The 25342-nt window shown below is 63.3% G+C and carries 21 protein-coding genes and 1 tRNA gene; 8 read left to right on the top strand and 14 right to left on the bottom strand.

Going from position 1 to position 25342, the window contains the following annotated elements; genetic code table 11:
- Window positions 1–146: 146 nt before the first annotated feature.
- The 6 genes from AC0L3X_RS06680 to AC0L3X_RS06655 all read right to left on the bottom strand — a co-directional run bounded on the left by AC0L3X_RS06680 (window position 147) and on the right by AC0L3X_RS06655 (window position 7007).
- Entirely contained in the window at window positions 147–431 is a 285-nt protein-coding gene (locus AC0L3X_RS06680; RefSeq protein WP_187387777.1) for a hypothetical protein, read from the bottom strand.
- 198 nt (window positions 432–629) lie between these two features.
- Window positions 630–3131: a two-component system VirA-like sensor kinase gene (locus AC0L3X_RS06675; protein WP_063984896.1), complete on the bottom strand. Its 2502-nt coding sequence runs from the start codon at window positions 3129–3131 to the stop codon at window positions 630–632.
- Complete coding sequence (locus tag AC0L3X_RS06670; protein WP_354131727.1) at window positions 3128–4036, bottom strand: cytochrome-c peroxidase; 909 nt, start codon at window positions 4034–4036, stop codon at window positions 3128–3130. The genes AC0L3X_RS06675 and AC0L3X_RS06670 overlap by 4 nt, the downstream gene beginning before the upstream one ends.
- A 186-nt stretch (window positions 4037–4222) precedes the next feature.
- Complete coding sequence (locus AC0L3X_RS06665; RefSeq protein ID WP_063984897.1) at window positions 4223–4858, bottom strand: DUF1127 domain-containing protein; 636 nt, start codon at window positions 4856–4858, stop codon at window positions 4223–4225.
- Window positions 4859–4965: 107 nt separating this feature from the next.
- Window positions 4966–5691 carry a response regulator gene (locus AC0L3X_RS06660; protein ID WP_014497160.1) on the bottom strand — a complete coding sequence of 242 codons (726 nt, stop codon included), beginning with the start codon at window positions 5689–5691 and terminating at the stop codon, window positions 4966–4968.
- A gap of 365 nt (window positions 5692–6056) precedes the next feature.
- Window positions 6057–7007, bottom strand: a complete 951-nt coding sequence (locus AC0L3X_RS06655; RefSeq protein ID WP_063984898.1) for a c-type cytochrome — start codon at window positions 7005–7007, stop codon at window positions 6057–6059.
- Between the two features lie 389 nt (window positions 7008–7396).
- Here AC0L3X_RS06655 and AC0L3X_RS06650 point away from each other — a divergent pair, with 389 nt between their 5' ends.
- From AC0L3X_RS06650 to AC0L3X_RS06640, 3 genes are all read left to right on the top strand, one after another.
- The gene (locus AC0L3X_RS06650) at window positions 7397–8743 is read left to right on the top strand and encodes a nucleotide disphospho-sugar-binding domain-containing protein (RefSeq protein ID WP_063984899.1); all 1347 of its coding nucleotides are present in this window, start codon (window positions 7397–7399) and stop codon (window positions 8741–8743) included.
- Window positions 8744–8827: 84 nt separating this feature from the next.
- A complete protein-coding gene (locus tag AC0L3X_RS06645) occupies window positions 8828–10078 on the top strand; it encodes a multidrug effflux MFS transporter (protein WP_231144381.1) in 1251 nt (416 codons plus the stop codon).
- Window positions 10079–10280: 202 nt separating this feature from the next.
- Window positions 10281–11303 (top strand): alpha/beta hydrolase, encoded by a 1023-nt coding sequence (locus AC0L3X_RS06640; protein WP_084795243.1) that lies wholly within the window; start codon window positions 10281–10283, stop codon window positions 11301–11303.
- Window positions 11304–11581: 278 nt separating this feature from the next.
- Here AC0L3X_RS06640 and AC0L3X_RS06635 read toward each other — a convergent pair whose 3' ends face one another.
- Window positions 11582–11818, bottom strand: coding sequence for a hypothetical protein (locus tag AC0L3X_RS06635; RefSeq protein WP_473316315.1), 237 nt, complete (start codon window positions 11816–11818; stop codon window positions 11582–11584).
- Between the two features lie 283 nt (window positions 11819–12101).
- Here AC0L3X_RS06635 and AC0L3X_RS06630 point away from each other — a divergent pair, with 283 nt between their 5' ends.
- Entirely contained in the window at window positions 12102–13058 is a 957-nt protein-coding gene (locus AC0L3X_RS06630) for a hypothetical protein (protein WP_063984902.1), read from the top strand.
- 382 nt (window positions 13059–13440) lie between these two features.
- Window positions 13441–13839: a hypothetical protein gene (locus AC0L3X_RS06625; RefSeq protein ID WP_283018513.1), complete on the top strand. Its 399-nt coding sequence runs from the start codon at window positions 13441–13443 to the stop codon at window positions 13837–13839.
- A gap of 63 nt (window positions 13840–13902) precedes the next feature.
- Here AC0L3X_RS06625 and AC0L3X_RS06620 read toward each other — a convergent pair whose 3' ends face one another.
- The 6 genes from AC0L3X_RS06620 to AC0L3X_RS06595 form a co-directional block, all read right to left on the bottom strand.
- On the bottom strand, window positions 13903–14577 hold the full coding sequence (locus tag AC0L3X_RS06620; RefSeq protein ID WP_063984903.1) for a Crp/Fnr family transcriptional regulator: 675 nt from the start codon (window positions 14575–14577) through the stop codon (window positions 13903–13905).
- Between the two features lie 321 nt (window positions 14578–14898).
- Window positions 14899–15282, bottom strand: coding sequence for a hypothetical protein (locus AC0L3X_RS06615; protein WP_063984904.1), 384 nt, complete (start codon window positions 15280–15282; stop codon window positions 14899–14901).
- Window positions 15283–15864: 582 nt separating this feature from the next.
- Window positions 15865–17514, bottom strand: a complete 1650-nt coding sequence (gene groL / locus AC0L3X_RS06610; protein ID WP_071917644.1) for a chaperonin GroEL — start codon at window positions 17512–17514, stop codon at window positions 15865–15867.
- Between the two features lie 141 nt (window positions 17515–17655).
- Window positions 17656–17973 (bottom strand): co-chaperone GroES, encoded by a 318-nt coding sequence (locus tag AC0L3X_RS06605; RefSeq protein WP_063984905.1) that lies wholly within the window; start codon window positions 17971–17973, stop codon window positions 17656–17658.
- Between the two features lie 103 nt (window positions 17974–18076).
- A complete protein-coding gene (locus tag AC0L3X_RS06600; protein WP_063984906.1) occupies window positions 18077–18340 on the bottom strand; it encodes a DUF1488 family protein in 264 nt (87 codons plus the stop codon).
- Window positions 18341–18855: 515 nt separating this feature from the next.
- A tRNA-Gln gene (locus AC0L3X_RS06595) sits at window positions 18856–18930 on the bottom strand.
- A gap of 269 nt (window positions 18931–19199) precedes the next feature.
- On the opposite strand from AC0L3X_RS06595, the gene AC0L3X_RS06590 reads away from it, so the two are divergent.
- Window positions 19200–20975, top strand: a complete 1776-nt coding sequence (locus AC0L3X_RS06590; RefSeq protein ID WP_063984907.1) for an acyl-CoA dehydrogenase — start codon at window positions 19200–19202, stop codon at window positions 20973–20975.
- A gap of 217 nt (window positions 20976–21192) precedes the next feature.
- Here the strand turns inward: AC0L3X_RS06590 and AC0L3X_RS06585 are convergent, their stop codons facing one another.
- Window positions 21193–22428 carry an MFS transporter gene (locus tag AC0L3X_RS06585; protein WP_063984908.1) on the bottom strand — a complete coding sequence of 412 codons (1236 nt, stop codon included), beginning with the start codon at window positions 22426–22428 and terminating at the stop codon, window positions 21193–21195.
- 302 nt (window positions 22429–22730) lie between these two features.
- Here AC0L3X_RS06585 and AC0L3X_RS06580 point away from each other — a divergent pair, with 302 nt between their 5' ends.
- Window positions 22731–23486: an enoyl-CoA hydratase-related protein gene (locus AC0L3X_RS06580; protein WP_028148179.1), complete on the top strand. Its 756-nt coding sequence runs from the start codon at window positions 22731–22733 to the stop codon at window positions 23484–23486.
- A gap of 115 nt (window positions 23487–23601) precedes the next feature.
- Entirely contained in the window at window positions 23602–25254 is a 1653-nt protein-coding gene (locus AC0L3X_RS06575) for a bifunctional metallophosphatase/5'-nucleotidase (RefSeq protein WP_063984909.1), read from the top strand.
- Window positions 25255–25342 lie beyond the last annotated feature (88 nt).

Here is a 25342-nt window from a genome sequence, read left to right as displayed (position 1 = left end):
ACAATCCCAACCCGCCTAAAAACACCCCAAATACCGCGTGCGCCCACCACCATTCGCTCTGGGCGAGGGGGCCGTATAAATACGCGGTATCGGCACGGGCCAACGCGCGCCTGGCGGCGCGCGCGATCCATGACCTCGGCCGGCCATCAGCAGCCACGGCAGATGATCAGCCGGCGGTCGATCTCCTTGTCGAGCCGCTGCAGCTCCGCGTCTTGGGGCGAGGCTTGCGTCGACCCGGGCACGTCGCTGCGTCGCGGCTGCCGGTGACCGATGGGAGCCTGCCGGGACAGGTCCGCGAACTTCATTGCGTCCACACTGCCAGGCGAGGACATGGTCACAGGCGCGCTTGCGCCTCCGGCAGCCCTGAGGCTGGAAACCGATCCGAACAGAAACGTAGCTGCGACGACGGTCACGCCAAGTCTGATTGACATCATCATTCTCCTATCGCGGTGACGTTGCGACGATGCGCACACGATGGATAGGAGGTCCCGGCTACTCGACCATTTCGCCCGCGGTGACATCGCGTTACCATTGCAACCGCGATCGCCGATTGTCGTGCGCCAACTCTGGATTCCTGTTTTGACGCGCTTCGTTCGCGCGAGCCGGCTTCCGCTTCGCTCGAAAACGCTCTACCGCGCCACGGCGGCCCGCCTCACGCGTCGTCGCGCGGCCGACGAGGCGACGCTCCGCGCCAGGACGCCGGCGAGCTCCGCCGATATCAGCGGGTGATGAACGAGCTCGGTGATCCCTGACGTCTCCAGCGACGGCACCGCCAGCTCGCGCGTCGATGGGCTCGCCAGAATCATCGGCAAGGCCGGCGCCGCCGCGTGCAATGCCGCCGCCAGCTCGATCGAGGAGCCTCCGGGCATGTGACACACCAGCGCCGCATCGAAGCGTGCTTGCGCGGTGCGGCAGGCGGTGATCGCCTCCGCCAGCCTGGTGAACCCGACCGGCTCATACCCCAGCGCCGCGAGGATTTCCTCATGGCGCAACAGGCGACGGCGATCGGTGTCGAGCACCAGCACCGTCTCGCCCGCGCCACGGAACGCCAGATCGGGGCTGTGCTGAACCGGCACCGCCTCGTCGGGGTCGCCGGATGGCAGCCAGACGTCGAAGCGCGTGCCCGCATCCGGCTCGCTCTGCACGGCGACGGCGCCGCCATATTGCTCCGCGATCTCGCGAACGGTTGCGAGCCCGATGCCGTTGCCGTCCGGGCGCGTCGTGAAGAAGGGCTCGAAGATCCGTTCCAGCGTCGCCTCGTCCATTCCCGGCCCCGGATCGGTGACCGAAATCACGGTGAAGCGGCCGGGGCCGACCTCACTGCGTCCGATCGACAATGGCTGTTGAAGATCGCGCACCTTGATGCCGAGTTCGATGCAACCCGGCTCCGTCATCGCCTGAGCCGCATTGTTGCAAAGATTCAGGATCACCTGCTGCAACTGGGCGGGCTCGCCCATCACGGTGGCCTCTTCGGCCGACTCGTTCACCTCGAACTGGACGTGCGAAGGCAACGAAGCCGCCAGCAGCGATCTGGTTTCGTCGATCAGGGTCCTGACGCAGACACGCTCCCGCCTGCCCTCGCCGCGGCGGCCGAAGCCGAGAATCTGTTCGACCAGTTCGCGCGCCCGCTCGCCGGCACGGCGGATCTCCGCAAGGCTGCCGGCCGGCCGGCCTCCTGACCGGATTCGCGCTTCGGCGATCTCGGCATAGCCGAGAATCGCACCGACGATATTGTTGAAGTTGTGGGCGATACCGCTGGCAAAGGTGCCGAGGGTTTCCATGCGGCGTGCCTGTTGCAGGCTCGCCTGCAAGCGCTCCTTCTCGCCTTCGAGCCGCACCCGGCGGATCGCGTTGCCGATGGCGTCGAACGCCATGCGAAACAACGAGACTTCGGACCAGTATGCGAGCGCCCCGGCCGGCACGGTATCGAAGCCGAGGATTTCATCGCGATGTCCCCTGACCGCCGTCACGCACAGCCAGCCACCGACGCCGGCGTCCTCGAGCAGGTTCATCGTGTCGTCGGGATGGGCGGCCTTGACCTTGGGAATATAGACGATACCGCCTTCGCCACTGTCGAAGCGTGGCGCGAGGCTCAGCGCGCGATCCGGCCAACCCGGCTCGAATGCGATCCCGTCGCGGGACCACCGATAGGTGCTTGTCGTCGTCCCGGTCGCGCCGACGAAATAGGCGCGATCCGCACCGATGCATCCGGCGAGCTGTTGCAGCGCGGTCTCGACGTCAGCGGTGATCCTCTCGCGGCTCGAATCGATGAACCGCATCGAGATGCCGGCCATGACGTGCTCGAACGCCGCACGGCGGCGCAGCGTGACCGCGCGCCGGTGCAATAGCAATCCGAAATAGACCACGCCGCAGAGCAGCAGCAGCGACGTCATGAACTGCAACAGGCGTACCCGGCGCGCCGACGCCCGCGAGGCGAGCTGACGCCTGGTGATCAATGCCAATACGGCATCCTGCTCGCGGTTGTTCGATTCGGCGACGAGCGTCTTCACGATCGTGTCGATGTCGGGCAGAAGGTCATGCAGCATCTCCCCGTGCATCAACAACGCGCGGACCGAATCCATGTCCTGCGGCGGCGTTTGCACGAGCGCCAGCTCTTCCAATCGACCCTGGACCTGACGCGCCACGACGTCCGACGTATCGAGCGTCAGGCGCAGCATCGCTGCCGCCAATGCGGAGGCGGCCGTGACCAGCGCCCGCTGATCCGACTCAGCCAACTTGTCGCTGAACAGACCGAAATAGGCAAAGGAGTTCTGGAGCAACGCGTTGCGGCTCTTGAACCGTTCGACCAGATCCTCCTGCCGGAGGGCGCGTGCCGACAGCACATCGATGGCCCTGGTCTCTTCGGCATTGAGACCCGGCGTTTCGCGCAGCCGCGTCAGGGCGTCGTCATAGGCATCGGTCATCTGCACCAGCTTGTCATAGTTGCGCGACAGGCCGACGCGCGCGGTCAGCACTTCCCTGGTCATCGCGCGTTCGAACCGGGTGAAGTCGCCAAGCGCCTGGAGCTGACGGTCGTAACGCACCGAATTGAAGTTCAGCCCGTTCAACAACAGCCAGGTCAGCAGGGCGAGCACGCAGGTTACGCCGATCACGGCGGGGGCAAATTTCATGGGGAGCATCCGACAGTCGCGCCGCGATAGGTGCCGGTCAGACTGTTCAGAAAGGCGACGAGCGCCTTGACCTGCTTCTCCGTCAACGTGGCGTTCAATTGGGCAAAGGCCATCTTGCGAACCGCGTCATCGAGCGTCGGCGCGCTGCCGTCATGGAAATACGGCGGCGTGGTCGCGACGTTGCGCAGGCTCGGCACGCGCAGAATTTTCGGCTCGGGCGATGCGAGCGGGTGGAATATGCCGTGGCGCTGGAACAGATTGCCGCCGACATTGACGCCCTGATGGCAGGACGCGCAGCCCAGCGATTTGAACAATTGGTAGCCGCCCAGCTCGTCCTCCGACAGCGCCGCGGCGTCACCCGCCAGCCAACGATCGAACTTGCCGCCCGGCGTGACCAGCGTGCGCTGGAAGTTCGCGAGCGCGTCGACGACATCGCCGCGCTCCGGGCGGTGGCCGTAAGCCGCGAAGAAGCTCTCGCGCATGTCGGGATCGGAATTGAGCTTCTCTGCGATCTCGACCGAGCTGCTCGCCATGGTGCGCGGGCTTTCCAGCGACGCCCTGGTATCGGCCTCGATGTTGCGTAATTTTCCTTCCCAGCCGAAGCGAAAGCTGAGCGCCGCATTGAAGACGGTGAGCGTGTTGAGCGTGATCGCCGCCCCGTCGGGGCCGACATCGTGCTGCCTCGGGCTCGCGCCGTTCGTCGCGATATCGTGACACGATGCGCAACTGCGTGAATTGTCGTGCGACAGCCTGCGATCGGAGAACAGTCGTTCGCCGAGCTTGACCTTCAGCGGATTGATTGCCGGCGGTGCCGGAATGGGCGTGATGGGCTCATCCTTGCGGACCGACACGAAGGCCGGCGGCGACTGCGACGGTGCCGGAGAGACCTTCAGAGAGCACGGCACCAGTGCGCAAATCACGATCGCGCAACGTCGAAGGCCGGCACCTCGTCCGGCCCCGAGAAATCTGGCGAACTGCTGCACGCCCAGCAATGTGGGGGTGAAGCGAGAATTGTCGCGGCTGCTCAAGGAATTTTGATCGAAGCTGGATGATTTCGCGAAGGTGGCCGCCACATGCTCCGGGCGATGCTGTCAGCAATCACGGCAGTACCTCACCACCCGCTCGATGTCCGACCTGCCGGAAATCCCGAGGTCCCGCAAGGTCCGGTCATCGAACTCCATCAACGCAGCGACGGCCTTCCTGATCTCACGTTCCCGACGCCAGTACGCAGGCAGGTCCATCAGAGTCCCCAGGGTCGCGCCGAGCGACCCCAGCCGATTCCAGCTGCGCTCCAGTCGCGCATCGCGCGGCGCGGCGCGATCGAGCCTGACGATATTCCCATTATTGTCATTCCCATTGTTGTCGGCTCCATCGTTGCCGCTCTTCTCCGCGGGCTCGCGACCCGCCGAGGGCGATCGGCAATCTCTCGTGGCCTCCAGCATCGCCTGAACCGGCGCGGCTGCGGTCGGATGCAAGGCTGCACCGTAGAGGGCAAAGCCCTCCATCAGGGAGGCGAAGACCGCCCACCAGAATGTGGTGACGGGCTGATCCTGCCCGGCAGGCGGCACATCCGGAGGCGAAGCAATGTCCGGCGCGCGATGCCTCGCGGCAACCGCACCGAGACGGACCATGCCGCGACCGTCAGATCGTGCGACCCAGTTCGCCCTGTCGAGTTCCATGTGACCCGGCAAGGCAACGCGGCTCACACTGTGAGAATACTTCTCCATCGTAAATCTCCCACACGCTGTTGGTGGGAGGCAATCTGACGGCCCGCTGTTACGCCAAGGTCACCGCCATCGGCAAATTGGCTACAATTGCAATCCGCCAATTGCTTCTAGAACGGATCGACCGGCACCGCGAAGACATAGCCGACGCCGCGCTCGGTCTGAATGACGCGCGGCGCGCTCGGATCGGTCTCCAGCTTGCGCCGCAGCCGCAGCACCTGGACGTCGATGCTGCGATCGAAGATATCCTCATGGATACGGGTCGCCTGCAGCAGATGCTCGCGGGTCAGGGGACGCTGCGGCGCCTCCAGAAAGGCCAGCAGCAGCGCATATTCTCCCTTGCTCAACGGCACCGGCGCTTCGTCGGGATCGGTCAGCTTTCGGCTACGGCGTTCGAGCTTCCAGCCGCTGAAGCGATAGCCCCCGCGCTCGGGATCGCGGGCGCGCGCGGCCCGTCCCATCTCCTGCCGCCGCAACACCGCGCGGACGCGCGCCAGCAGCTCCCTCAGGGAGAACGGCTTGATGATGTAGTCGTCGGCGCCAAGCTCGAGCCCGACGATACGATCGATCTCGTCGGGACGATGGCCCGTCGTGATGATGACCGGCACGTCGGAATGCGACCGGATTTCCCTCAACAGGTCCAGACCGTCATCCTGACCAAGCCGAAGATCGAGGATGATCAGGCTCGGCTGGCTGCCATCGAGATAGTGGTTCAATTCCGATCTGTTGGAGGCCGCCCTTGTCGGGATATTGTGCTCCTCGAGATATTTGATCACCATTTGCCTTAACGTCGGATCGTCATCGACGACGACGATGTGGCCAATATCTGCAAGCATTCCATACTCTCAAAATTCGCCGTCCGCCGAGTGAGCTGTACTTAAGAATTGCGAACGTCAACGTCCGGCTGTGGTGAAATGATATTGATGTCATCCGAATTGGAATCGCTCAAAATAGAACGGGATATCCGAGGCCATCGGCACACACTGAGCCTATCTATGATGCCGTGATGACGTCGCAACAGGGTAATTCTGCGGCTAATTCCGCCGGATGTCGCATACGTGAATAATTGTGATCCCAACGCTTACTACTTTGGGGCGATAGGAAGCCTGCGGCCTGCGCTGTCGTTCAGCGACTGCGATGTGCTGCGCAGGCTGTTGCCCGCCCCCGCAGGGCGCGATCGTTTGCGGGCTTCACGGAATCATCAGGAGCCCGGCAGAGCCAACAGGTACTGGTAGATCGCGGCGAGATCGTCGTCATCCATCCGCCCGATCGGCCGCCACGGCATCTGCTCGCCGAGCCGATGCCCGTTCGGATCAACGCCTGTGCGCATGGTGTCGACGAATTGCGCAAGGCTCCAGTTCTTGACGATACCGAGGTCCGGTCCGAGCGGCGGCAATTGTCCCGGCACGCCGCCGCCGAGATCCCTGCCGTGGCATTCGCGGCAATCCTGATAGGACAGCAGGTACTTGCCATAGAGCGCCGTCGGCGCCTTCGGCGGCGCGGTGATCACGCCGGTGAAGACGGGCTTCGCATCCGGCAACAGTCCGGCGCCCAGCATCACGATGCCCAGCAGGCTGAAGCGATCCGGCGGATCCGGGGTCTGCGTACCGCTCGCGGGCAGGCTGCGGATGTAGGCGATCACCGCCTTGGTGTCGTCGTCACTGAGCCGGCCGGCATTGGTGAAGGACATGATCGCCAGCCAGCGCCCCCTCGCGTCGATCCCATTGCGAATGGCACGAAAGATCTCGGCATCGGACCAATTCTTCAAGACGCCGGCGGGCGTGAGATTGGCCGGCACGAACGAGCCGATGGGAATCGGGAGATCCTTGGCCACGTCGCCGCCGCCGGTCAGCGTCCCGGTCTGCGAGTGACATGCGGCGCAAAAGCCGTCGGCCACGGCCATGCCTCGGGCAATCTGGTCCGGTGTCGCCTCGATCTTCACATCCGGGACCGGTGCAGAACGGGCGTGTTGCCGGACGATACCGACCGCGGTCAAAGCGGCAACGCCGAACACTGAGATGGCCAGCATGGCCGTCAGCACCATGCCGCTCCACTTCGCCAGAGCAGATTTCGTCCGGGAGGCGCGAACGCCCAGCCAGGCCAGAAACGCGATGAACGCAACCATCGCAATCAGGGCGACAATATTTTCCATGCCAGTCCTCAATGAATTGGGCGCGACCGATGCCGCGCGACATCCGGATCGTCAAAAATGAATTTCGGCCGACGCCAACGCGCCAATATCTGCGAAGGTGTGCCATGCGGAGGTCTGCCGGATTAACAGCGCGGTGTTTCCGTGCCGTTTCATCGCCCGCCGCTCGCGTTACAATTGTAATCCTGTGCGAGTTATCGGCTTCCGGCGCGATGTCACCGGTTTTTGCACCGGCCTTTTTGCCCGGCCTTGGCAGCGCCACGATGCGTTGCCGCCGTAACCATTTTCGCTGCCGCCGGAAGTCTTGGCGTAACGGCGATCGCTTCAATTGCCTCTCACTCGACCGGACGCTCTGGGGCGACCGTGCATCGATCATCAAGAGGTCAACTCACATGAAGATTCTTATCGCTTCGACACCGGCGACGGGTCATCTCAATCCGATGCTGGCGATCACGCAAATCCTGCGTGGCGATGGCCACGAGATCGCTTTCCTGACGGGCACCGCCTTTCGTGCCCGCGTCGAAGCCAGCGGCGTCAAATTCTTTCCCCTTCCCGAGGACGCGGACTTTGATCCGAACGACGTCTTCTCGCGGTTCCCCGAACTCAAGACCATCCCGCCGGGACTGGAGTGGTTCCGTGTTGCTTGCGAGCGCATCTTCGTCGACGCCATTCCGGCTCAGCACCAGGGGCTGCTGCAAATCTTGCGGCAATTCCCCGCCGACATCATTGTCGCCGACGACATGCTGTTCGGTGTACTGCCGATGCTGCTCGGACCGCGCTCGCAGCGGCCTCCCATCGCGCTCTGCGGGACCTCGTTTCTGCATTGGGCGCGCGAGGACGGCGCGCCCAATTTCCTCGGTCTGCCGCCGGCAAAGAGCGGCGAGGAGCGCGATCGCTATGCGGCCATGGCGCGGGAATTTGATGCGGCAGTCGATCAGCCGGTGTCACTGCGCCTGAATCGGGCGTTGAAGTCTCTCGGGGTCGGGCCGATCGCGATGCCGATGTTCCATTCTGTGGTCGCTCTCGGGGATGCCTATCTGCAATTGTCGGTGCCAAGCTTCGAATTTCCTCGCGAGATTCCGCCCTCAGTGCATTTCGTCGGCACCCCACCGATCATCGCCAACCAGGTCCCGCCGCCCCCCTGGGCCGAAGAGCTCGACGGATCGCGCAAGATCGTTCTGGTGACGCAGGGAACGGTGGCCAATCACAATTTCAATCTGCTGGTTGCCCCGACGCTGGCGGCCCTCGCGGACGAGAAAGACATCCTGGTGATCGCGACGGCAGGCGGCCGCCCGGTTGACGCCATCCCCGGCAAGATCCCGTCGAACGCGCGCATCGCCAGCTATCTGCCGTTCGAATGGCTGCTGCCGAACGTCGACGTGCTCGTCACCAACGGCGGCTATGGCAGCGTCAACCAGGCCATGAGCTTCGGCATCCCGCTGGTCACTGCGGGGCTGACCGAAGACAAGGCCGACGTCAACGCGCGGGTCGCATGGTCCGGGGTCGGCATCAACCTCGCGACCAACGAGCCGACACCGAAGGCGCTGCGCGACGCGGTGCGGACGGTGCTCGATCAATCCCGCTTCCAGTCGCGAGCCTCGCAGATCGCGGACGAATTTGCCGGGATCGACACGCGGGCCGAAATCCTCCGGGTCATCGGCGAGCTTGTGGCCGACGAGAGCTCGCACACCGGCGCGATGGCGGCAACCCGGGGGCGGCGCGCCGAACGGCGCGCGTAATCGCCGAACGCAGCGATGGAGGGCGGGCGACCGCGCCTCCATCGCCTCATGCACATCGACCAAGCCGGAACCGGAAATCTGTCCATGCAAATCGACCCCGCATCCTTCGCCTTCACGCTGCTGCTCGGTTTTCTGGCGGCCGTGCCCTATTCCGGCATCGACATCAATCTGCCGGCGCTGGCAGCAACCGGTGCGACGCTCGACGCGAGCGCGTCGGATGTCGGGCTGACCATGAGCGCCTTCATGCTCAGCCTCGCCACCGCGCCGCTGATCTACGGACCTATCTCCGACCGCCTGGGCCGCAAGCCGATTCTGGCATTCGGCCTCGTACTGTTCGTCGCAGCAAGCCTTGCCTGCGCGAAAGCGTCCTCGCTGCCGGTTCTGTTGCTGGGCCGCTTCGTCCAGGGCATCGGCGCCGCCGCCACCGCAACGACCTTTGCCATCATTCGCGATCTCTTCGACGGCAACGCCGCGCGAGGCAAGATCGCCAACGTCATGGTCACGGTCAATGTCGCGACCGTGATCGCACCGACGGCCGGCGCCGCCCTGCTGGCGATCGCCGGCTGGCGATCGATCTATGCCGCCCAGGCGGGGATCGGTCTCATGCTGCTGGTCGTGGTGATGTTTCGCTTCGCGGAGACTGCGACGACCGACCGCGCCGGCCGCCTGGGGCTTTCTGCTGTCATCGACAGCTACCGCCAGGTGCTGACGCATCCGGTGTCGTTGCCTTTCATCCTGGTCGGCGCCGCGGGCGGCGCGACCGTGTTTGCCTACGTCACCGGCGCCTCGCTGTTCTTCGTCGGCGCCATCGGACTGCGCCCGGAGCAATATGGCCTGATCTTCAGCGCATGCTCGGGGGCCGTCATGGTCGGCGCCTTTCTCGACGGCCAGCTCGGCCGGCGCGGCGTAGAGTCGGCGCGCATGCTCACAACCGGGCTGACGCTGTCGGCCGCCGCCAGCACCGCCCTGCTCGCGATGACATTGGCCGGCTGGATGCCCACGTCACTCGTGGTCGCGCTGCTGATGGCGGTCGCACTCGGCTTCGGGTTCAGCGTGCCGAACGTGATGAGCGCGACGATGCAGCGTCTCCCGGAGATCGCGGGCGCCGTCAGCGCTGCCGCCGGAAGCATTCAGCTGACCGCCGGCGCGATATCGAGCGGACTGGTCGCACTTCGCTTCGACGGGCGGACCGCGTTGTCGATGACGGCGGTGATGGCGGCAACGTCGCTGCTCGCCCTGGTTCTCTATCTGCTGGTCGCGCGCCCCGCCGAACGCCGCCTGCCGTCGCAGACGATCGATCCCGGCGTGGCGGTCCGCAGCCCCACGAAGTCCTGAGTTGGGGTTGCGACCTGACTAGGCCAGTGAGGGATCGAACCTCCGCATGGCGGAACCAAAACCTGTTTGATTATTCGACGATTTCAATCCGCATTTGGAACAAGCGGCGTGGCGCGCCCCGCCCTTATTCTCGCCGCCATCATCATTCAGGAACGCGCGCAGGGGGCGGGCTCCTCCAGGGGGCAGTTCCCAAAGGTTCTGCGTGATCATCCGACGTTTAGTGCAACACGAAGTGATTGCGTCCCGCCGTGCGCTCCTTGGCGGGCTTGCGTCCTCAGCCTGCGTTGTCGCGCTGGGCGGATGCGCCAGCCTGGGTGCTACCGGCGCACGCTACGACGCTTCGTCGCTCTCGGTCGACCCTACATTGCTCGTCGTAACCACGCGCAAGCCAGTGAACGGCGGCCGGACGAAGCCGTGGTTCGGGCCGGAGCGGGCTTCTACGATGACCGTCGCACGCGCGAAGCTTGTGGCGCCTGGTGACAGCCGTTTTTCTCTGGCTGCAGCGGGGCTTGACGATTGGCGTCTTGATGGGGTCGAGCCGGTATCGGGCGATGTCGGCAGTCTTGTCGCGCAGGCCGGCGGCGGACCGGACGTCCTGATCTACGTGCACGGCTTCAAGCAGACGTTCGAGACAGCGGCGCTCGATGCCGCGCATCTCTCCGATGGCATCAGGTTCCGCGGCCAGACGATGGTATTCTCCTGGCCCTCGAAGGCTGGACTGTTCGACTACGCCTATGACCGCGACAGCGCAATGTGGTCCCGCGATGGCTTCGAACGCGTGCTGCAATCTGTCGTGACGAGTTCAAGCGCCGGCCGCGTCCACATCGTCGCGCACAGCATGGGAACCATGCTCACGCTCGAAAGCCTGCGCCAGCTCTATGCGCGATCCGGTGACGCCGTTGCGGGCAAGATCGGGGCCGTGGTGTTCGCCGCGCCGGACATCGACATGGACGTGTTCTCGTCGTCGATCAACCGCATCGGTCCGCTTTCGCGCAAGATCACCGTCATCGCCGCGACGAACGACCGCGCGCTGGCGTTGTCGGGGCAAATCGCTGGTGGGATGACACGGGTCGGCGCTGCCGAGAAGACCGCCATCGAAGGGCTTGGGGTGCGCGTGGTCGATGCTTCCGAGGCAGGCTGGGGCGTTATCAACCACGACCTGTTCCTGTCGAATGCGGAGGTGCGCCAGGTGATCCGCCGCTCGATTGATACCGTGGCCGCGTGAACCCGGCGTGGCGGAAACGATATCGCTGATAGAGAGGTATCTTGGGGCTAGCTCTGACATCCCGTTGACAGGTTCAATGCCTTGAACAGGCCATCGAAGACACCTGACCGGCAGGGCTTGACCTCCGCGACTGGCTTGGCGCGCTTGGCATTCGCAAATGCCTTGGACGTTCCCTGCACGGGCCGAGGTCTGGGCAGCATGACCGCGAATTTTCTCCCGCTTGCGGTGCGCTGGTGTGGCGCGATGATCTTCAAAGGCTCTGGCGCAACATTCGCCGTTTAATCCGGCGGAGGCATCGGTTCGCTCAAGGAGACCGGCTGCGGAGGCGCTTCAAATTGCATGTGCATGTGCGGGGTCCCGAGCCGGTCTGCCGTCGTCAGCGTATCGGCTGAGACGCGTAACCCGACGGTCGCCTGAACAGGCGGCGCGTTCACGGGCTTGGTCATGCGCGGCGCCGTCTCAAGCTCCATCACCGCGAGTGTACTGAAGCCAACGAGGATGAGAGCCGCCTTCATCTGATTTCACGCTTCCCGAACGCGACGCCTCGTTCAAAGCCTGCCGAAAAATAAGCTCCCGAAAATCGGAGACCAATTGCGGACATCCAATAAGGCGGCTTGGCGGCAGAACCGAACCAGCCGGCGGGGCGACCGGACAAGATCAGAGACAGGGTTAACGCGGGTCATGCGAACTGGCCCCTTATGCGGAGTGCTCGCTGTCGCCTAACGACCGGTACCTGAGGCCCCCCCTCGAGCTTGCAATGTGCTAGTCTGAGCCGGCACTCAGCCCGGACGGTGCACCGTGACCGATGGTCGTCACCCGGCATGGACCGAGGAAAGCCGCTTTCGCGGTGCGCTCGACGATGTGATTATCATCCCACTTGTTGTTGTTGCGCTCGCCACGAACAAGATCCTGCGTTTCGTTCTTGCGATCTTGATGCGGATGCTTGACTTCGCCTTCCCTTTTGCGATGCAGATTGTCTGGCTGCCGCTGTTCGCGGCCAGGGTTGTCGGCGATGTCATCGTAACTGTCATCAATGGCGCGGTGCGCTTGCTTCCCCTGTCCGCGTCGAAGCGTCGACAGTGGGGTAGATCGATTCGCCGAAACTGGTTGTGGTTCCGGCGGAAGATCAGCTATCGGGCGTTCGAACACGCTGTGCATGATGCCTTTGAAGGCGGCATGGCATGGGTGTTCAGAACATGCCGGCATCTCACGCCGAATGCCGCATTGCTCGTGATCCTGTGCGCGGTCCTTTGGCTGCCGATCTCTTTCGGTGCGGCAACGGCGATGCACGCGATATTGTTTGCCAAGGTCACATCCTGGCCAGCCTGGATGCAACTCCTGCATCCGCTCGCAACGGTCATCGCGAAGAGCAAGCTTCTGGTGCTACCGGTCTATCCGGCAGCCTGGCCGCAGGCCAGAAAGCATCCACTCGTTCAGCTCGTCTTCAAGGGCTACGACATCATCAAGCGCGTGCATGTGATCAGAAAGGTCGGCCTTCGCTATCGGCAGGCAGAGATCGCCGGGACCGCAGCGGTTGAGAGGCTCGAGCGCATTGCCGGCCTCACGTCGGCGGTGAGGTGGTTGCGCGAGGCGCATGTCGCAGAGCATTTGGGCGTCGAGAAGCCCACTCAGGAATTGCGTTCGTTCTTCGCGCGATGGTCCATCAAGTTCTCGGCCGAATATTACGAAGCAAAGGAACGGCAAGCCTCAGCGGTCCCATCATCAAACAGCAGCAAGCTGCGACCGCCGAGTTGATCGTCAATCGCCAACGGCCTCACCGTGCCGCCGTCGCTGCCCGATCTCTCTCCAACGGGCAACGGACTGCGACATTTCCAAATGAAGCCAGGACAGCTTGTCTTACCATCCGGCAGCGAATCCCACTGGTCGATAGATCAGAAGCTTGGGTGCAAACCAGCGCCGGGACGCGATTGCGGTGTTTCTGTCTGTCAGCATCATTGCCGCGCCTGAGGGATTGGTCGGACGCTGCCGGGCGCGTGCTCCTCGCCGCCAATTGCTGCCGACTCCATCGCTCGCAACTACGATGTCGTCGAAGATGGCAGTGAATTGTTTCTGACTACAATCCGCTACAGCAGCTCTTTTGCCGCGCGGCACGATTGGACGCACGGCAAAGCGATCCGTGCGCTCCTCTGGCAATCTTATTTATGCCGAGGGCTCGCTATTCATCGCTTCGATCCCCACATTTAAGTCCACCTTGGTCAACCGTCGAGATTGGCCGGAGTGCGCGGAGACTTCCAACGAAAGGGCTCTGCATATGTCCAAATCTCAGCAGCATCGCGCAAGAGCGACCGCGTCCGGCGAGCTCGTTAAGGATTCGGCCAGCGCTGAGGAAAGCTGTAAATTCAACACCTGGCGGGCCGGCTTCGTCTTTTTGACGGATCACAGGCGCAACAATGAAATCGGTCGCAACAAGCTGCCTTTGAAAAAGGACACGCCTGGCGATGCGAGATCGAGCGCAACCGCTCTGTCACGATGGGAGAACGAGGGAGGCTCGGTCCGCGACGAACTGCCGCCCTGATCCGCTATTCGAGTGGGCTAATGTCCCGCGTTTGGCCCGGCGCTCGGTTTGGCCGCGCGGCGGTCAGTTCTTCCGGTCTATCTCGGGTTTGTCGCGCAGAACCGCGTTCAGAAGCGAGCTATGGACCTCGATCTTTCCATTGTAGCTGATGAAGCCAAGCTTCCGGAACTTGTTCATGAAGAAGCTGACCCGTGATCGGGTCGTACCGATCATTTCGGCCAGCGTTTCCTGGCTGATATTGACGCCAATGGGCTGCGAGCTGGCTTCCTTGCCGAAGTTCGCCAGCAGAAGCAGCAGGCGCGCCAAGCGTTTCTCGCTCGAATTGAAGAGTTGGTCGATCAGGTCTTCTTCAATCCGGCTATTGCGCGCGAGCAAATACGCCATGAACAATTGAGAGAACTTCGGCTTGCCTTCGAGCGCTGTAGTCATCGCCGTCTTCGATATTCTCGTGATGACACAGGACTCCATTGCCGTAGTCGTGGCAAGACGCAATGGATGACCATTGAGGCAGCCCTCGCCAAAGAATTGTCCGGGCTCCAAAATCCCAACGACGGCTTCCTTGCCTTGGTCCGAAACGACCGTGAGCTTGATCTTTCCCTCTTGAATGTAGAATACCGCGTCCGCAGCATCTCCCTGCACGAACACGCTCCGACCTTTGCCAACTTTCGAGATCGATTTCCCGGCCCCGACCTTGGCAAGGAATGCTCTGGGATCAAAGTCCTTCGCCGCTTTCACCAAGGCAGGACTCTCGTTCGCTGGACCATTAACACGCAATCATACTACCACAATTGAAAGGATGTTCACCCGTTGGAAGGCCGCGTGGCGTGCGGCAAATCGGGAACTGAAATGACGAGGGGAAGCGCTCGGCTCGACCTGGGCTTCAGGGATTTCGTCCCATCGAGTTCTCCGTTCAAAGTAGATACGACGAATTTGATGCTTGACCATCTGGCGACGACTGCCTGGTCTGCTTTGCAGGAGCCCCCTTCCACTGCGCAAGATGCAGACGTGTCGAGGGGCCGGCGCGTCTATGCGCAGATTTCCGCCGCGCGACTTGCCTGACTATCCGCGCAGCTCCACAGCTTTCTTGCTACCAAGCGATTCGGCACAAGCTTTCGCAACGGCTGAATTTGGCTCAGTGCTTCCCGGCATCGTGGCCCAACCGCCTTTTTCGACGAACTTGCTCTGATCCCACGCATAGGTCGTCTTCTTCATTGCGACCAGGTTTTCCGACGCATCAGCGGCTTGTTGAAACTTCTCAACGCAGATGGGTGTGAGAGCTGCGACGACAGCCGTCGCAGCACTATTCCTCGCGAGCGTCTCGGCGGCCCCACCCGTCACCCAGCCGCCCCAGCTGAAACCCACGATTGCCAGAGCAATTGCTCCGGCCACGGCTCCCCACAGTGCCGGCCGCACGGCAGCTTTCGTCTCCCTGGAGATTTCCATGATCTTCGCCTTGATTTAGAGGTATGTTGAGCTTCACCGGTTAAGGAGGCTAGACACGTAGAGGGATCGGCGTCTGTACCAAATTGCTCACTGCACTCGCGTAGGGATACCTTCGGGATGGCTTGATGCGCCGGCTCGCTGCAGTCTGATGCCAGCGCGCCACGGCGAGTATCTGCACCCTTGATGCTCCTGGAAATGCAGGGCCTTTGTGAGATTCTCCGCCTTTCGCGGTTGAGCGCTGGCGGTACCAATAATCGGTTCAGGTGTTCCTTTTCGAACAGACGGCGACGCCTCTCCCCGCTTTATTCCTGCATTGCCTGACTTGAATATATTACCGATCAGCCCGGCCCTCGCGGCCGGGCTTTTCGCTTGGGAAGGCCGTTCGCAGTCGAGGCCGATAGAACAGCAGTCTCACCTCGGCGTCTCGGCAAACGAGGAGAAGCTTCCCTGGAAGGGTTTGCCGGACTGCGGAGTGCGCATGCGGTTCTCAACTGACCCTTTCCTGTGAGCAGATCGTCGCTTCTGCCTCCTGGAAATCGGCCATCCCTTCCCTTGTCTCCGTTCGGCCATGAGCGGGTTGACCTAGAAATCCATACCGCCCATGCCTCCCATGCCGCCGCCACCCGCAGGCGCGCCGCCGCCGGCGTTCCTCTTCGGCACCTCGGCCACCATGGCTTCGGTGGTGATCAGGAGAGCCGCAACCGAAGCCGCGTTCTGGATCGCCACGCGAACCACCTTGGTCGGGTCGATGATGCCCTTGGCGACCAAGTTGCCATACTCACCGGTCTGCGAGTCGAAGCCGTAGGCGTACTGTTCCTTTTCCAGGATCTTGCCGACGATGACCGAGCCGTCTTCGCCGGCGTTGATCGCGATCTGGCGAGCCGGCGCGGACAGCGCCTTGCGCACGATCTCGACGCCGGTCTTCTGGTCGTCGTTCTTGGTGCGCAGCCCCTTGAGATGCTCGGAGGCACGGAGCAGGGCGACGCCGCCGCCCGGGACGATACCTTCCTCGACCGCCGCGCGGGTCGCATGCATCGCGTCATCAACGCGATCCTTGCGCTCCTTCACCTCGACCTCGGTCGCGCCGCCGACGCGGATCACCGCGACGCCGCCTGCGAGCTTGGCGAGACGCTCCTGGAGCTTCTCACGGTCGTAGTCCGAGGTGGTCTCCTCGATCTGCGCCTTGATCTGGGCCACGCGCGCCTCGATGTCGGCCTTCTTGCCGGCGCCGTTGACGATCGTTGTGTTCTCCTTGTCGATCATCACCTTCTTGGCGCGACCGAGCATGTTGAGCGTGACGTTCTCGAGCTTGATGCCGAGATCTTCCGAGATCGCCTGGCCGCCGGCCAGGATCGCGATGTCCTGCAGCATGGCCTTGCGGCGATCGCCGAAGCCCGGAGCCTTGACGGCCGCGACCTTCAGACCGCCGCGCAGACGGTTGACGACGAGGGTGGCGAGCGCCTCGCCTTCCACGTCTTCGGCGATGATAACGAGCGGCTTGCCGCTCTGTACGACAGCTTCCAGGAGCGGCAGCAGTTCGTTCAGGCTGGAGAGCTTTTTCTCGTAGATCAGGATATAGGCGTCGTCCATTTCAACGCGCATCTTGTCGGCGTTGGTGACGAAGTAGGGCGAGATGTAGCCGCGGTCGAACTGCATGCCTTCGACGACTTCGAGCTCGGTCTCGAGCGATTTGGCTTCTTCAACCGTGATGACGCCCTCGTTGCCGACCTTCTTCATGGCGTCGGAGAGGAACTTGCCAATCTCCGCATCGCCGTTGGCCGAGATGGTGCCAACCTGAGCGATCTCCTCGTTCGAGGTGACCTTCTTGGAGTTCTTGACGAGGTCGGCGACGACGGCGTCCACTGCCAAGTCGATGCCGCGCTTGAGGTCCATCGGGTTCATGCCGGCGGCAACCGCCTTGGCGCCTTCCTTCACGATCGCAGCCGCGAGCACGGTGGCGGTGGTGGTGCCGTCGCCGGCCGCGTCAGCCGACTTGGAGGCAACTTCGCGCACCATCTGTGCGCCCATGTTCTCGAACTTCTCTTCGAGCTCGATCTCCTTGGCGACGGTGACGCCATCCTTGGTGATGCGGGGAGCGCCGAACGACTTGTCGAGGACAACGTTGCGGCCCTTCGGACCGAGCGTCACCTTTACCGCGTTGTTGAGAATTTCGACGCCGCGCAACATGCGGTCGCGGGCATCGACGCCGAATTTGACTTCTTTGGCTGACATGGCGATCTCCGTTTTCAACTGGTCAGATCCCAAAAGCCGCGCAACTGGCGAGCTCTTGAGGGATGAGATTTGAATTGCGGGCCTCATCCTTCGAGAACCCGGCTACGCCGAATCCTCAGGGTAAGGAAAACCGGCTGGCGCTTACGCGGCCTTCTTCTTGGCGGCCGGCAGATCAGTGAGGACGCCCATGATGTCGCTTTCCTTCACGATCAGCAGGTCGACGCCGTCGATCTTGACTTCAGTGCCGGACCACTTGCCGAACAGCACGCGGTCGCCGACCTTCAGGTCGATCGGGATCAGCTTGCCGGCTTCGTCGCGGCCACCGGGGCCGACGGCGATGACTTCGCCCTGGGAGGGCTTCTCCTTGGCGGTGTCCGGAATGATGATGCCACCGGCTGTCTTGTCGTCGGCCTCTATGCGCTTGACCACGACGCGGTCATGGAGCGGACGGAATTTCATGCGATCCTCCCTGGCTTTTGTGATTATTTCTGGATTGGCAGTCGTAATGAAGCACGTGCCGTAAACGAAGTCTTCCGCTTCCATCAAGACGCGAGGCTTCGTCTCAAAAATTGGCGGCGACCAGATCGTAAGAGCCCCTGCTGCCGCGGACGTACACCCTGGCAGCGGCGGCGCATATCACATCACGATTGGAATCGAATGCGCTCAGGAAATCCGATTCATTGTTGGAGTGAGCGCCCGGTTCAAGTCGCCTCAGCGCGTCTTCCTCTATGAAGAACGATGCCTCTAACGCGCTATCGTATCCCCAAAAACGCACGGCGTGCCGCGTTCGGTCATATGAACGACTGAAATTCGGAAACTCGATCATGGTTGGGTCCGATCAAGTTTGCGCAACGGGAATAGGTTCTGAGAGCGATCCGGCTGCGCTAAACCATAAATGGCTACTCTGGAATCGGATTACAACTGTCCACGAAAATTAAGTGCGACCAGCCTCGTGATCTTCTTCGGGCTGTTGATCGTCGCTGCAATTAATTTTCAGTGGTAGTTCTCTCGGCTCACCCGCGCTATCGGCTCAAGCCAACAGCTAGTTGGCTCCGCTGAAATGACTCACGAGCTCAGCCCGGCGGCAGTTGATGCGATCCTTTCACAAGGTACGACCGTCACTCGTACTGCGCTCAGTCCTACAGGTGGTCAGCTTGTCTTCAGCGACCCGCGCGATCGTTGTGCGAAATTCGCGAACACCGTCCGGGTAACTGATCTCGAGTTTCTGGAAGATGTTCTGAGTGAATGGTGGCGAACAAAAACAGCAACGTCTCCAGCGGACGGCGCCATCCGCTCTCCAAATGGGGCAACGATGACGTCGATTTGGTAAGCAATATCAATTGGCTGGGGCGGGAGGGATCGAACCTCCGAATGGCGGAATCAAAATCCGCTGCCTTACCGCTTGGCTACGCCCCAACAGGCGACCAGGGAACGGGCGGAAGAACCGGCTACCGCAGATTCCCGCTGGTCGCAGCCGGTCTATAGGGAGCGGCGCGCCATTTCAACCGCCTGGAGGGGCAAAATACCTGAGGTCCAGGACCGGGGCCGGCGCTGGCCGAGCCACCCTTTATTATAGGCCCGGCGGCGGCGCCGTTCCGGGCCGGCGCAGTCCCGGCGTTCGGGCAGTTGAGACCTCCCCCGTTTCATGGGAATACGGCGCCAATACCTGTCCACGGGAGTGAGCCATGACCTACCGCGCGCCGATCTCAGACATGCTGCTGTCGCTCAACCATGGCGCCGGCCTCAAGGCTGCCGTGGAGGCCGGCCATTACGGCGATTTCGACGGCGACATCGTGAGCGCCGTGCTGGAGGAAGCCGGCAAGTTCGCAACCGACGTGCTGGCGCCGCTCAACCAGGTCGGCGACGAGCACGGCATCAAGCTCAGCGATGGCAAGGTCACGACTGCGCCGGGCTGGCCGGACGCCTACAAGCGCTGGACCGAGGGCGGCTGGAACGCGGTCTCCGGCCCCGAGGATTTCGGCGGCCAGGGCCTGCCGATCGCGATCAACGCCGCCTGCACCGAGATCTGGAGCGCTTCCAACGTCGCCTTCGGCCTCTGCCCGCTGCTGACGGCCTCGGCGATGGAGGCGCTGGATGCGCATGGCAGCGACGAGCTGAAGAAGATCTATCTGGAAAAGCTCGTCTCCGGCGAATGGACCGGCACGATGCAGCTCACCGAGCCGCAGGCCGGCTCCGACGTCGGCGCGCTGCGCACCCGCGCCGACAAGCAGGCCGACGGCACCTATCGCATCAAGGGGACGAAGATCTTCATCACCTATGGCGAGCACGACATGACCGACAACATCGTGCATTTCGTGCTGGCGCGCCTGCCGGACGCGCCCGCGGGCACCAAGGGGATCTCGCTGTTCCTCGTGCCGAAGTTCATGGTCAATGCCGACGGCTCGCTCGGCGCGCGCAATGACATCTATGCGTCGGGCGTCGAGCACAAGCTCGGCATGCACGCTTCCCCCACCTGCACCATGACCATGGGCGATCATGGCGGCGCGATCGGCTTCCTCGTCGGCGAAGAGAACCAGGGCATGCGCTGCATGTTCACGATGATGAACCAGGCCCGCCTCGGCGTCGGGCTGGAGGGCGTCGGCGTCGCCGATCGCGCCTACCAGCAGGCGCTGGCCTATGCGCAGGAGCGCAAGCAGGGCCGCGCCATCGGCAAGAAGGGCGACGGTTCGGACGCGATCTTCGTGCATCCGGACGTCAAGCGCATGCTGATGCGGATGCGGGCGCAGACCGCCGCCGCACGCACCATCTGCTATGCGACCGCGGTCGCGATCGACGTCTCCACGCGCGCCAAGGATCCGAAGGTCCGCGCGGACGCCGCCGCGCGCGCGGCGCTGCTGACGCCGATGGCGAAGGGCTATTCCACCGATATCGGCAACGAGGTCGCCTATCTCGGCGTGCAGGTGCACGGCGGCATGGGCTTCATCGAGGAGACCGGCGCCGCGCAGCACTATCGCGATGCGCGCATCACCGCGATCTACGAGGGCACCAACGGCATTCAGGCGATCGATCTCGTCACGCGCAAGCTCGCGGCCAATGGCGGCGCTGCGGTGTGGGCGCTGCTCGACGAGCTCTCGGCAACCGTGAAGCAGGTCGAAGCCTCCAACGATCCCGCTTTCGGCACCACAGGTATCAAGCTGCGCGAGGCGCTGGAGGCGCTGACGCGCACCAGCAAGTGGCTGCTGGAGCGCGTGACCTCCGCGCCGAACGAGGCGCTCGCCGGCGCGACGCCGTATCTGCAGCAGTTCGGCTCGACGCTCGGCGGTTGCATGCTGGCCTCCGAGGCGCTCGCCGCCAAGTCCGACGGCAACACTGACGCCCCGCGCTACGTTTCGCTCGCGCGCTTCTTCGCCGAGAACATCACGGTGCAGGCCGGCGCGCTGGAGCGCACGGTGACGGAGAGCGCGGAGTCGGTCGCTGCGGCGGATGCGGTGTTGTTGTAAGCGAGATACTGCCAACGCGTTGTCATGGGAGATTTCTCCTCCTCCCCGCTGTCATTCCCCGCGAAAGCGGGGAATCCAGTACGCCGCGGCCTCGCGATAAAACAACAAACGTCTCGGCGTACTGGATCGCCCGATCAAGTCGGGCGATGACAGCGAACATGTGGGACGCACGTGCCACACTCGAGCCTATCCCGGATTGCGCTTCGCTCCATCCACCCTACGAAGCGGCGAGCTTCGCCCTTCTCCCCGGCCGCCACAGCACGATTCCCGCCGCCACGAGATCGAGCATCACACAGATCGCAAACGCGCTCGTGTAGTTGCCGGTGAAACTCCGCACGAGGCCGATGATGCCGGGGCCGAAGGCGCTGACGACGCCGCTGATCGACGTGCCCAATCCCATTGCGGCGGCAAAGGCGGCAGCGCCGATCTCGCGCTGGATGATCAAGGGTGGGAACGTGATCATGTTGCCAATCGAGAAGCCGTAGACGGCGCAGCAGACGAGCAGCACGGTCGGGTTCGTGCTTTGGAGAAGCACGAACAGCGCCGCCGCCTGGCTCGTCATCGACGCCGCGCAGGCGAGCCGCGGATCGAGCCGGTCGACGAACAGGCCGAGCGACAGGCGGCCGACCACCGCCATCGCCGCCATGATGGTGACCGCAAGGCCTGCGGCATAACGCCCGATCAGCGGCTCGAGGAACGTCACCTGGTGGATGATGAATCCCATCTGCGCCAGCAGCGCGATCGCGATCGGCAGCACCATGGTCCAGAACGCCGCGTTGGCGAGCAGCGTCTTGCGGGAATGGGCCGGCGCGGCCATGCCAGCGGACGAGCGGCCGCCCGATGCCGGCGATATCTGCGTCGGCCAGCCGATGAAGATGACAACCACCGGCAGCACCAGCACCACCATCGCCATCGTGGCGGCAAGCATGGCGGACTGGAAGCCGATGCTGCCGGTCAGCGACAGCAGCAGCGGAACGAGGACGATGCCGCCGCAGGTCGCGCCGTTGAAGGCGAGGCTGAGCGCGAGCCCGCGCCGCCGTTCGAACCAGGCGTTCAGCACGGTGGCGATCACCACGGTGCCCATGCCGGTCCAGCCGACCGACATCAGCGCATAGGCGAGATAAAGCTGCCAGGGCGTCTGCATCAGCGCCAGCAGCACGGTCGACGCGCCGAGCGCCGACAGGCCGCACAGGATCAGCGCGCGCAGCCCGATGCGGGCGAGCAGATCGTCGGTGAAGATGACGAGCACGGAGGTGAGGAGAAACGAGAAGGTGCTGGCCGCGGAGACCAGCGTGCCCGGCCAACCATGGGCGCGCTGGAGCTCGGCGAGATAGACGCCCTGGCCATAGAGGCCGAAGCCGAACATGAAGAAGGCCATCAGGAAACAGGCCAGCACGACGCGCCAGCCGCGATAACGCAGCGAGGATTCGTCAACGCCCGTTGCGGCAATCATCAAACGAGCAATCGGCCAAGTGGAACGGCATTGGGCAATCGTGCCCTACAACCCCCGGTTTTTCAAATGAAACATTGTAGCCATTTGTTGCAATGCGCAACTGCATGTGCGAAGCAATACAACCGGCATGATCCGGTGCGGTGCGGTTCCCGATCAGAAAAACGACAGCGCGCCATATGGCGGACTCACGAGGACGTTCTCGAAAAGGCCGAGCGGGCGGATTGGCACGCCTGCAAGATGATGTAGGCTGAGGCTTGCGAGACTCGCCAAGGCAAGCGTCGCGGCGACCGCAGGGGGCTCTCATGCCGAATGGCAATATCGTCGTCACCGAAGAGCGCGGAACGCGCGTCATCACCCTGCGCCGCCCGAGCAAGAAGAACGCGATCACGCAGGACATGTATCGCGAGATGAGCCGCGCGATCGACACCGCGCAGAACAATCCCGACATCCGCTGCATGATCATCACCGGCGGCTCCGGCGTGTTCACCGCCGGCGACGACATCGACGACTTCATGCAGGCCGAACCGAATTCCGAGACGCTGTCGGACGGCGCAAAATTTCTCTATTCGCTCGCCCTCAACGTCAAGCCGATCATCGCGGCCGTCGACGGCGCCTCGATCGGCATGGGCACCGTGATGCTGTTCCATTGCGACTATGTGCTTGCCTCGAACGCCGCGACCTTCTCCGCGCCCTATATCCATCTCGGGCTCGTTCCGGTCGGCGCGGCCAGCCTCCTGATGCCGAACACGATGGGCTACCAGCGCGCCTTCGCGATGCTGGTGATGGGGCGAACTTTCACCGCCGCGGAGGCGCACGCGGCAGGCTTCGTCAACACCGTGGTCTCGCCGGGACATACCGAGGTCGAGGCGCGCAAGGTGGCGCGCGATATCTGCCGGCTGCCGGCCGAGGCGGTCGCGGCCTCGCGCAAGCTGCTGCGCGCCGCGCCCGAGGAGCTCACCCGCCGCATCGACCAGGAGGCCCATCTGTTCGGCGAGCGGCTGAAGTCGGACGAGGCGATTGCCGCGTTCAAGGCGTTTGCGAATCGGAAGAAGAGGTAGGGGGCGGCCGGCGCCCAGCCAATGGTCGTCATTCCGGGCTCGCGACTTCGTCGCGCCCCGGAATGACAGCGAGAACGTTCGTGAAATCTTCGCGGGGAACGACTAAACTTGTTCCATGCGATACGCCTTCCTATTCCTCCTTGCCGCTCTCGCCACCCTCCCCGCCTCGGCCCAGACCGCCGCGCCCGTCGAGCTGCGCATTCTCGCGATCAACGATTTCCACGGCAATCTGCGTCCGCCGCCGGGCGGCATCCGGATCGGGGATCCCGAGGACAAGAGCAAGAAGGTGACGGTCGCGGCCGGCGGCGCGGAGTATATGGCGACGCTGGTCAAGCAGCTGCGCGAGGGGCACACCAACACGATCTTCGTCGCCGCCGGCGACCTGATCGGCGCGAGCCCGTTCCTGTCGGCGATGTTTCACGACGAGCCCTCGGTCGAGTCGCTCTCGATGATGGGACTTGCGATCACATCGGTCGGCAATCACGAGTTCGACGAGGGCAAGACCGAGCTCTTGCGGATGCAGAACGGCGGCTGTCATCCGGTCGACGGCTGCCAGGGGCCGCATCCCTTCACCGGCGCCAAATTCCATTATCTCGCGGCTTCCACCATCGAGACCGCGACCGGCAAGAGCGTACTGCCGCCCTACGAGATCAGGGAGGTCGAGGGCATCCCCGTCGCCTTCATCGGACTGACCTTGAAGGAGACCGCGGGCATCGTCTCGCCCTCAGGCATTGCCGGGCTCGAATTCCGCGACGAGGCCGAGACGGTGAACGCGCTGGTGCCGCAGCTGAAGGCGCGTGGCGTCGAGGCGATCGTGGTGCTGATCCACCAGGGCGGTGAGCCCTCGGGCGACTACAATGAATGCCCTGCCATTACGGGGCCGATCGTCGACATCGTCAAGAAATTCGACCGCGCCGTCGACGTCGTCGTCAGCGGCCACACCCACCGCGCCTATGTCTGCGACATCGACGGGCGGCTCGTCACCAGCGGCGACAAATACGGCACGCTGGTCACCGCGATCGACCTCAAGCTCGATCCTGTAACCCGCGACATCGTCGGCGCCAAAGCCGAGAACGTCATCGTCGCCAATGCCTCGCTGGCGAAGGATCCCGAACAGACCGCCCTGATCGATGCCTATGACAAGCTGTCGGCACCGATTGCGAATCGCCCTGCCGGATCGGTGACGCAGACGCTGTCGCGCGTGCCGAACGAGGCCGGCGAGAGCGCACTCGGCGACGTCATCGCGGACGCTCAGCTCGCCGCGACGAAGGACGCCAAGGATGGCAGCGCTGTCATCGCGTTCACCAATCCCGGCGGCATCCGCACCGACATTGTTCCGAAGGAGAACGGCGCGGTGTCGTTCGGCGAACTGTTCGCGAGCCAGCCGTTCCGCAATCGCCTCGTTACGATGACGCTCACGGGCAGCCAGCTCAAGGACATGCTGGAGCAGCAATGGCTCGATCCGAAGCGCCCGCGGATTCTCCAGGTGTCGAACGGGTTCAGCTACACTTGGGATGCGACGAAACCTTTCGGCGAGCGAATCAGCATCGAGAAGGTGACGCTCAACGGCAAGCCGATCGAGCCTGGGAGCGGCTACCGCGTCACCGTCAACGATTACCTCGCCGTCGGCGGTGACGGTTTCACGGCCGCCAAACAAGGCACAGCGCAGCAATATGGCGGCTACGACGCGGACGCGCTGTTCGCCTTCTTCAGGGCACACGGACCGATCGGTCCGCTGCCGCCCACCCGCATCCTGCGCGTGAATTGATCCGGATCAAACGGACTTGTCCGGAACCACCCTTTGCCATCCCCGCCCAAGCGCTTAGATTGCGTTTTGCATTTGCGTTTTGGCTCGG

The sequence above is a fragment of the Bradyrhizobium sp. MI1.7 genome (assembly GCF_055811795.1).
The sequence above is the reverse complement of the archived record's forward strand: the minus strand, read 5'-3'. Positions and strand labels throughout refer to the sequence as shown.

Coding starts and splice junctions, on each gene's coding strand:
- AC0L3X_RS06680 (WP_187387777.1), bottom strand. CDS start 431: ATGTCAATCAGACTTGGCGTGACCGTCGTCGCAGCTACGTTTCTGTTC.
- AC0L3X_RS06675 (WP_063984896.1), bottom strand. CDS start 3,131: ATGAAATTTGCCCCCGCCGTGATCGGCGTAACCTGCGTGCTCGCCCTG.
- AC0L3X_RS06665 (WP_063984897.1), bottom strand. CDS start 4,858: ATGGAGAAGTATTCTCACAGTGTGAGCCGCGTTGCCTTGCCGGGTCAC.
- AC0L3X_RS06660 (WP_014497160.1), bottom strand. CDS start 5,691: ATGCTTGCAGATATTGGCCACATCGTCGTCGTCGATGACGATCCGACG.
- AC0L3X_RS06655 (WP_063984898.1), bottom strand. CDS start 7,007: ATGGAAAATATTGTCGCCCTGATTGCGATGGTTGCGTTCATCGCGTTT.
- AC0L3X_RS06650 (WP_063984899.1), top strand. CDS start 7,397: ATGAAGATTCTTATCGCTTCGACACCGGCGACGGGTCATCTCAATCCG.
- AC0L3X_RS06645 (WP_231144381.1), top strand. CDS start 8,828: ATGCAAATCGACCCCGCATCCTTCGCCTTCACGCTGCTGCTCGGTTTT.
- AC0L3X_RS06635 (WP_473316315.1), bottom strand. CDS start 11,818: ATGAAGGCGGCTCTCATCCTCGTTGGCTTCAGTACACTCGCGGTGATG.
- AC0L3X_RS06615 (WP_063984904.1), bottom strand. CDS start 15,282: ATGGAAATCTCCAGGGAGACGAAAGCTGCCGTGCGGCCGGCACTGTGG.
- groL (WP_071917644.1), bottom strand. CDS start 17,514: ATGTCAGCCAAAGAAGTCAAATTCGGCGTCGATGCCCGCGACCGCATG.
- AC0L3X_RS06605 (WP_063984905.1), bottom strand. CDS start 17,973: ATGAAATTCCGTCCGCTCCATGACCGCGTCGTGGTCAAGCGCATAGAG.
- AC0L3X_RS06600 (WP_063984906.1), bottom strand. CDS start 18,340: ATGATCGAGTTTCCGAATTTCAGTCGTTCATATGACCGAACGCGGCAC.
- AC0L3X_RS06590 (WP_063984907.1), top strand. CDS start 19,200: ATGACCTACCGCGCGCCGATCTCAGACATGCTGCTGTCGCTCAACCAT.
- AC0L3X_RS06585 (WP_063984908.1), bottom strand. CDS start 22,428: ATGATTGCCGCAACGGGCGTTGACGAATCCTCGCTGCGTTATCGCGGC.
- AC0L3X_RS06580 (WP_028148179.1), top strand. CDS start 22,731: ATGCCGAATGGCAATATCGTCGTCACCGAAGAGCGCGGAACGCGCGTC.
- AC0L3X_RS06575 (WP_063984909.1), top strand. CDS start 23,602: ATGCGATACGCCTTCCTATTCCTCCTTGCCGCTCTCGCCACCCTCCCC.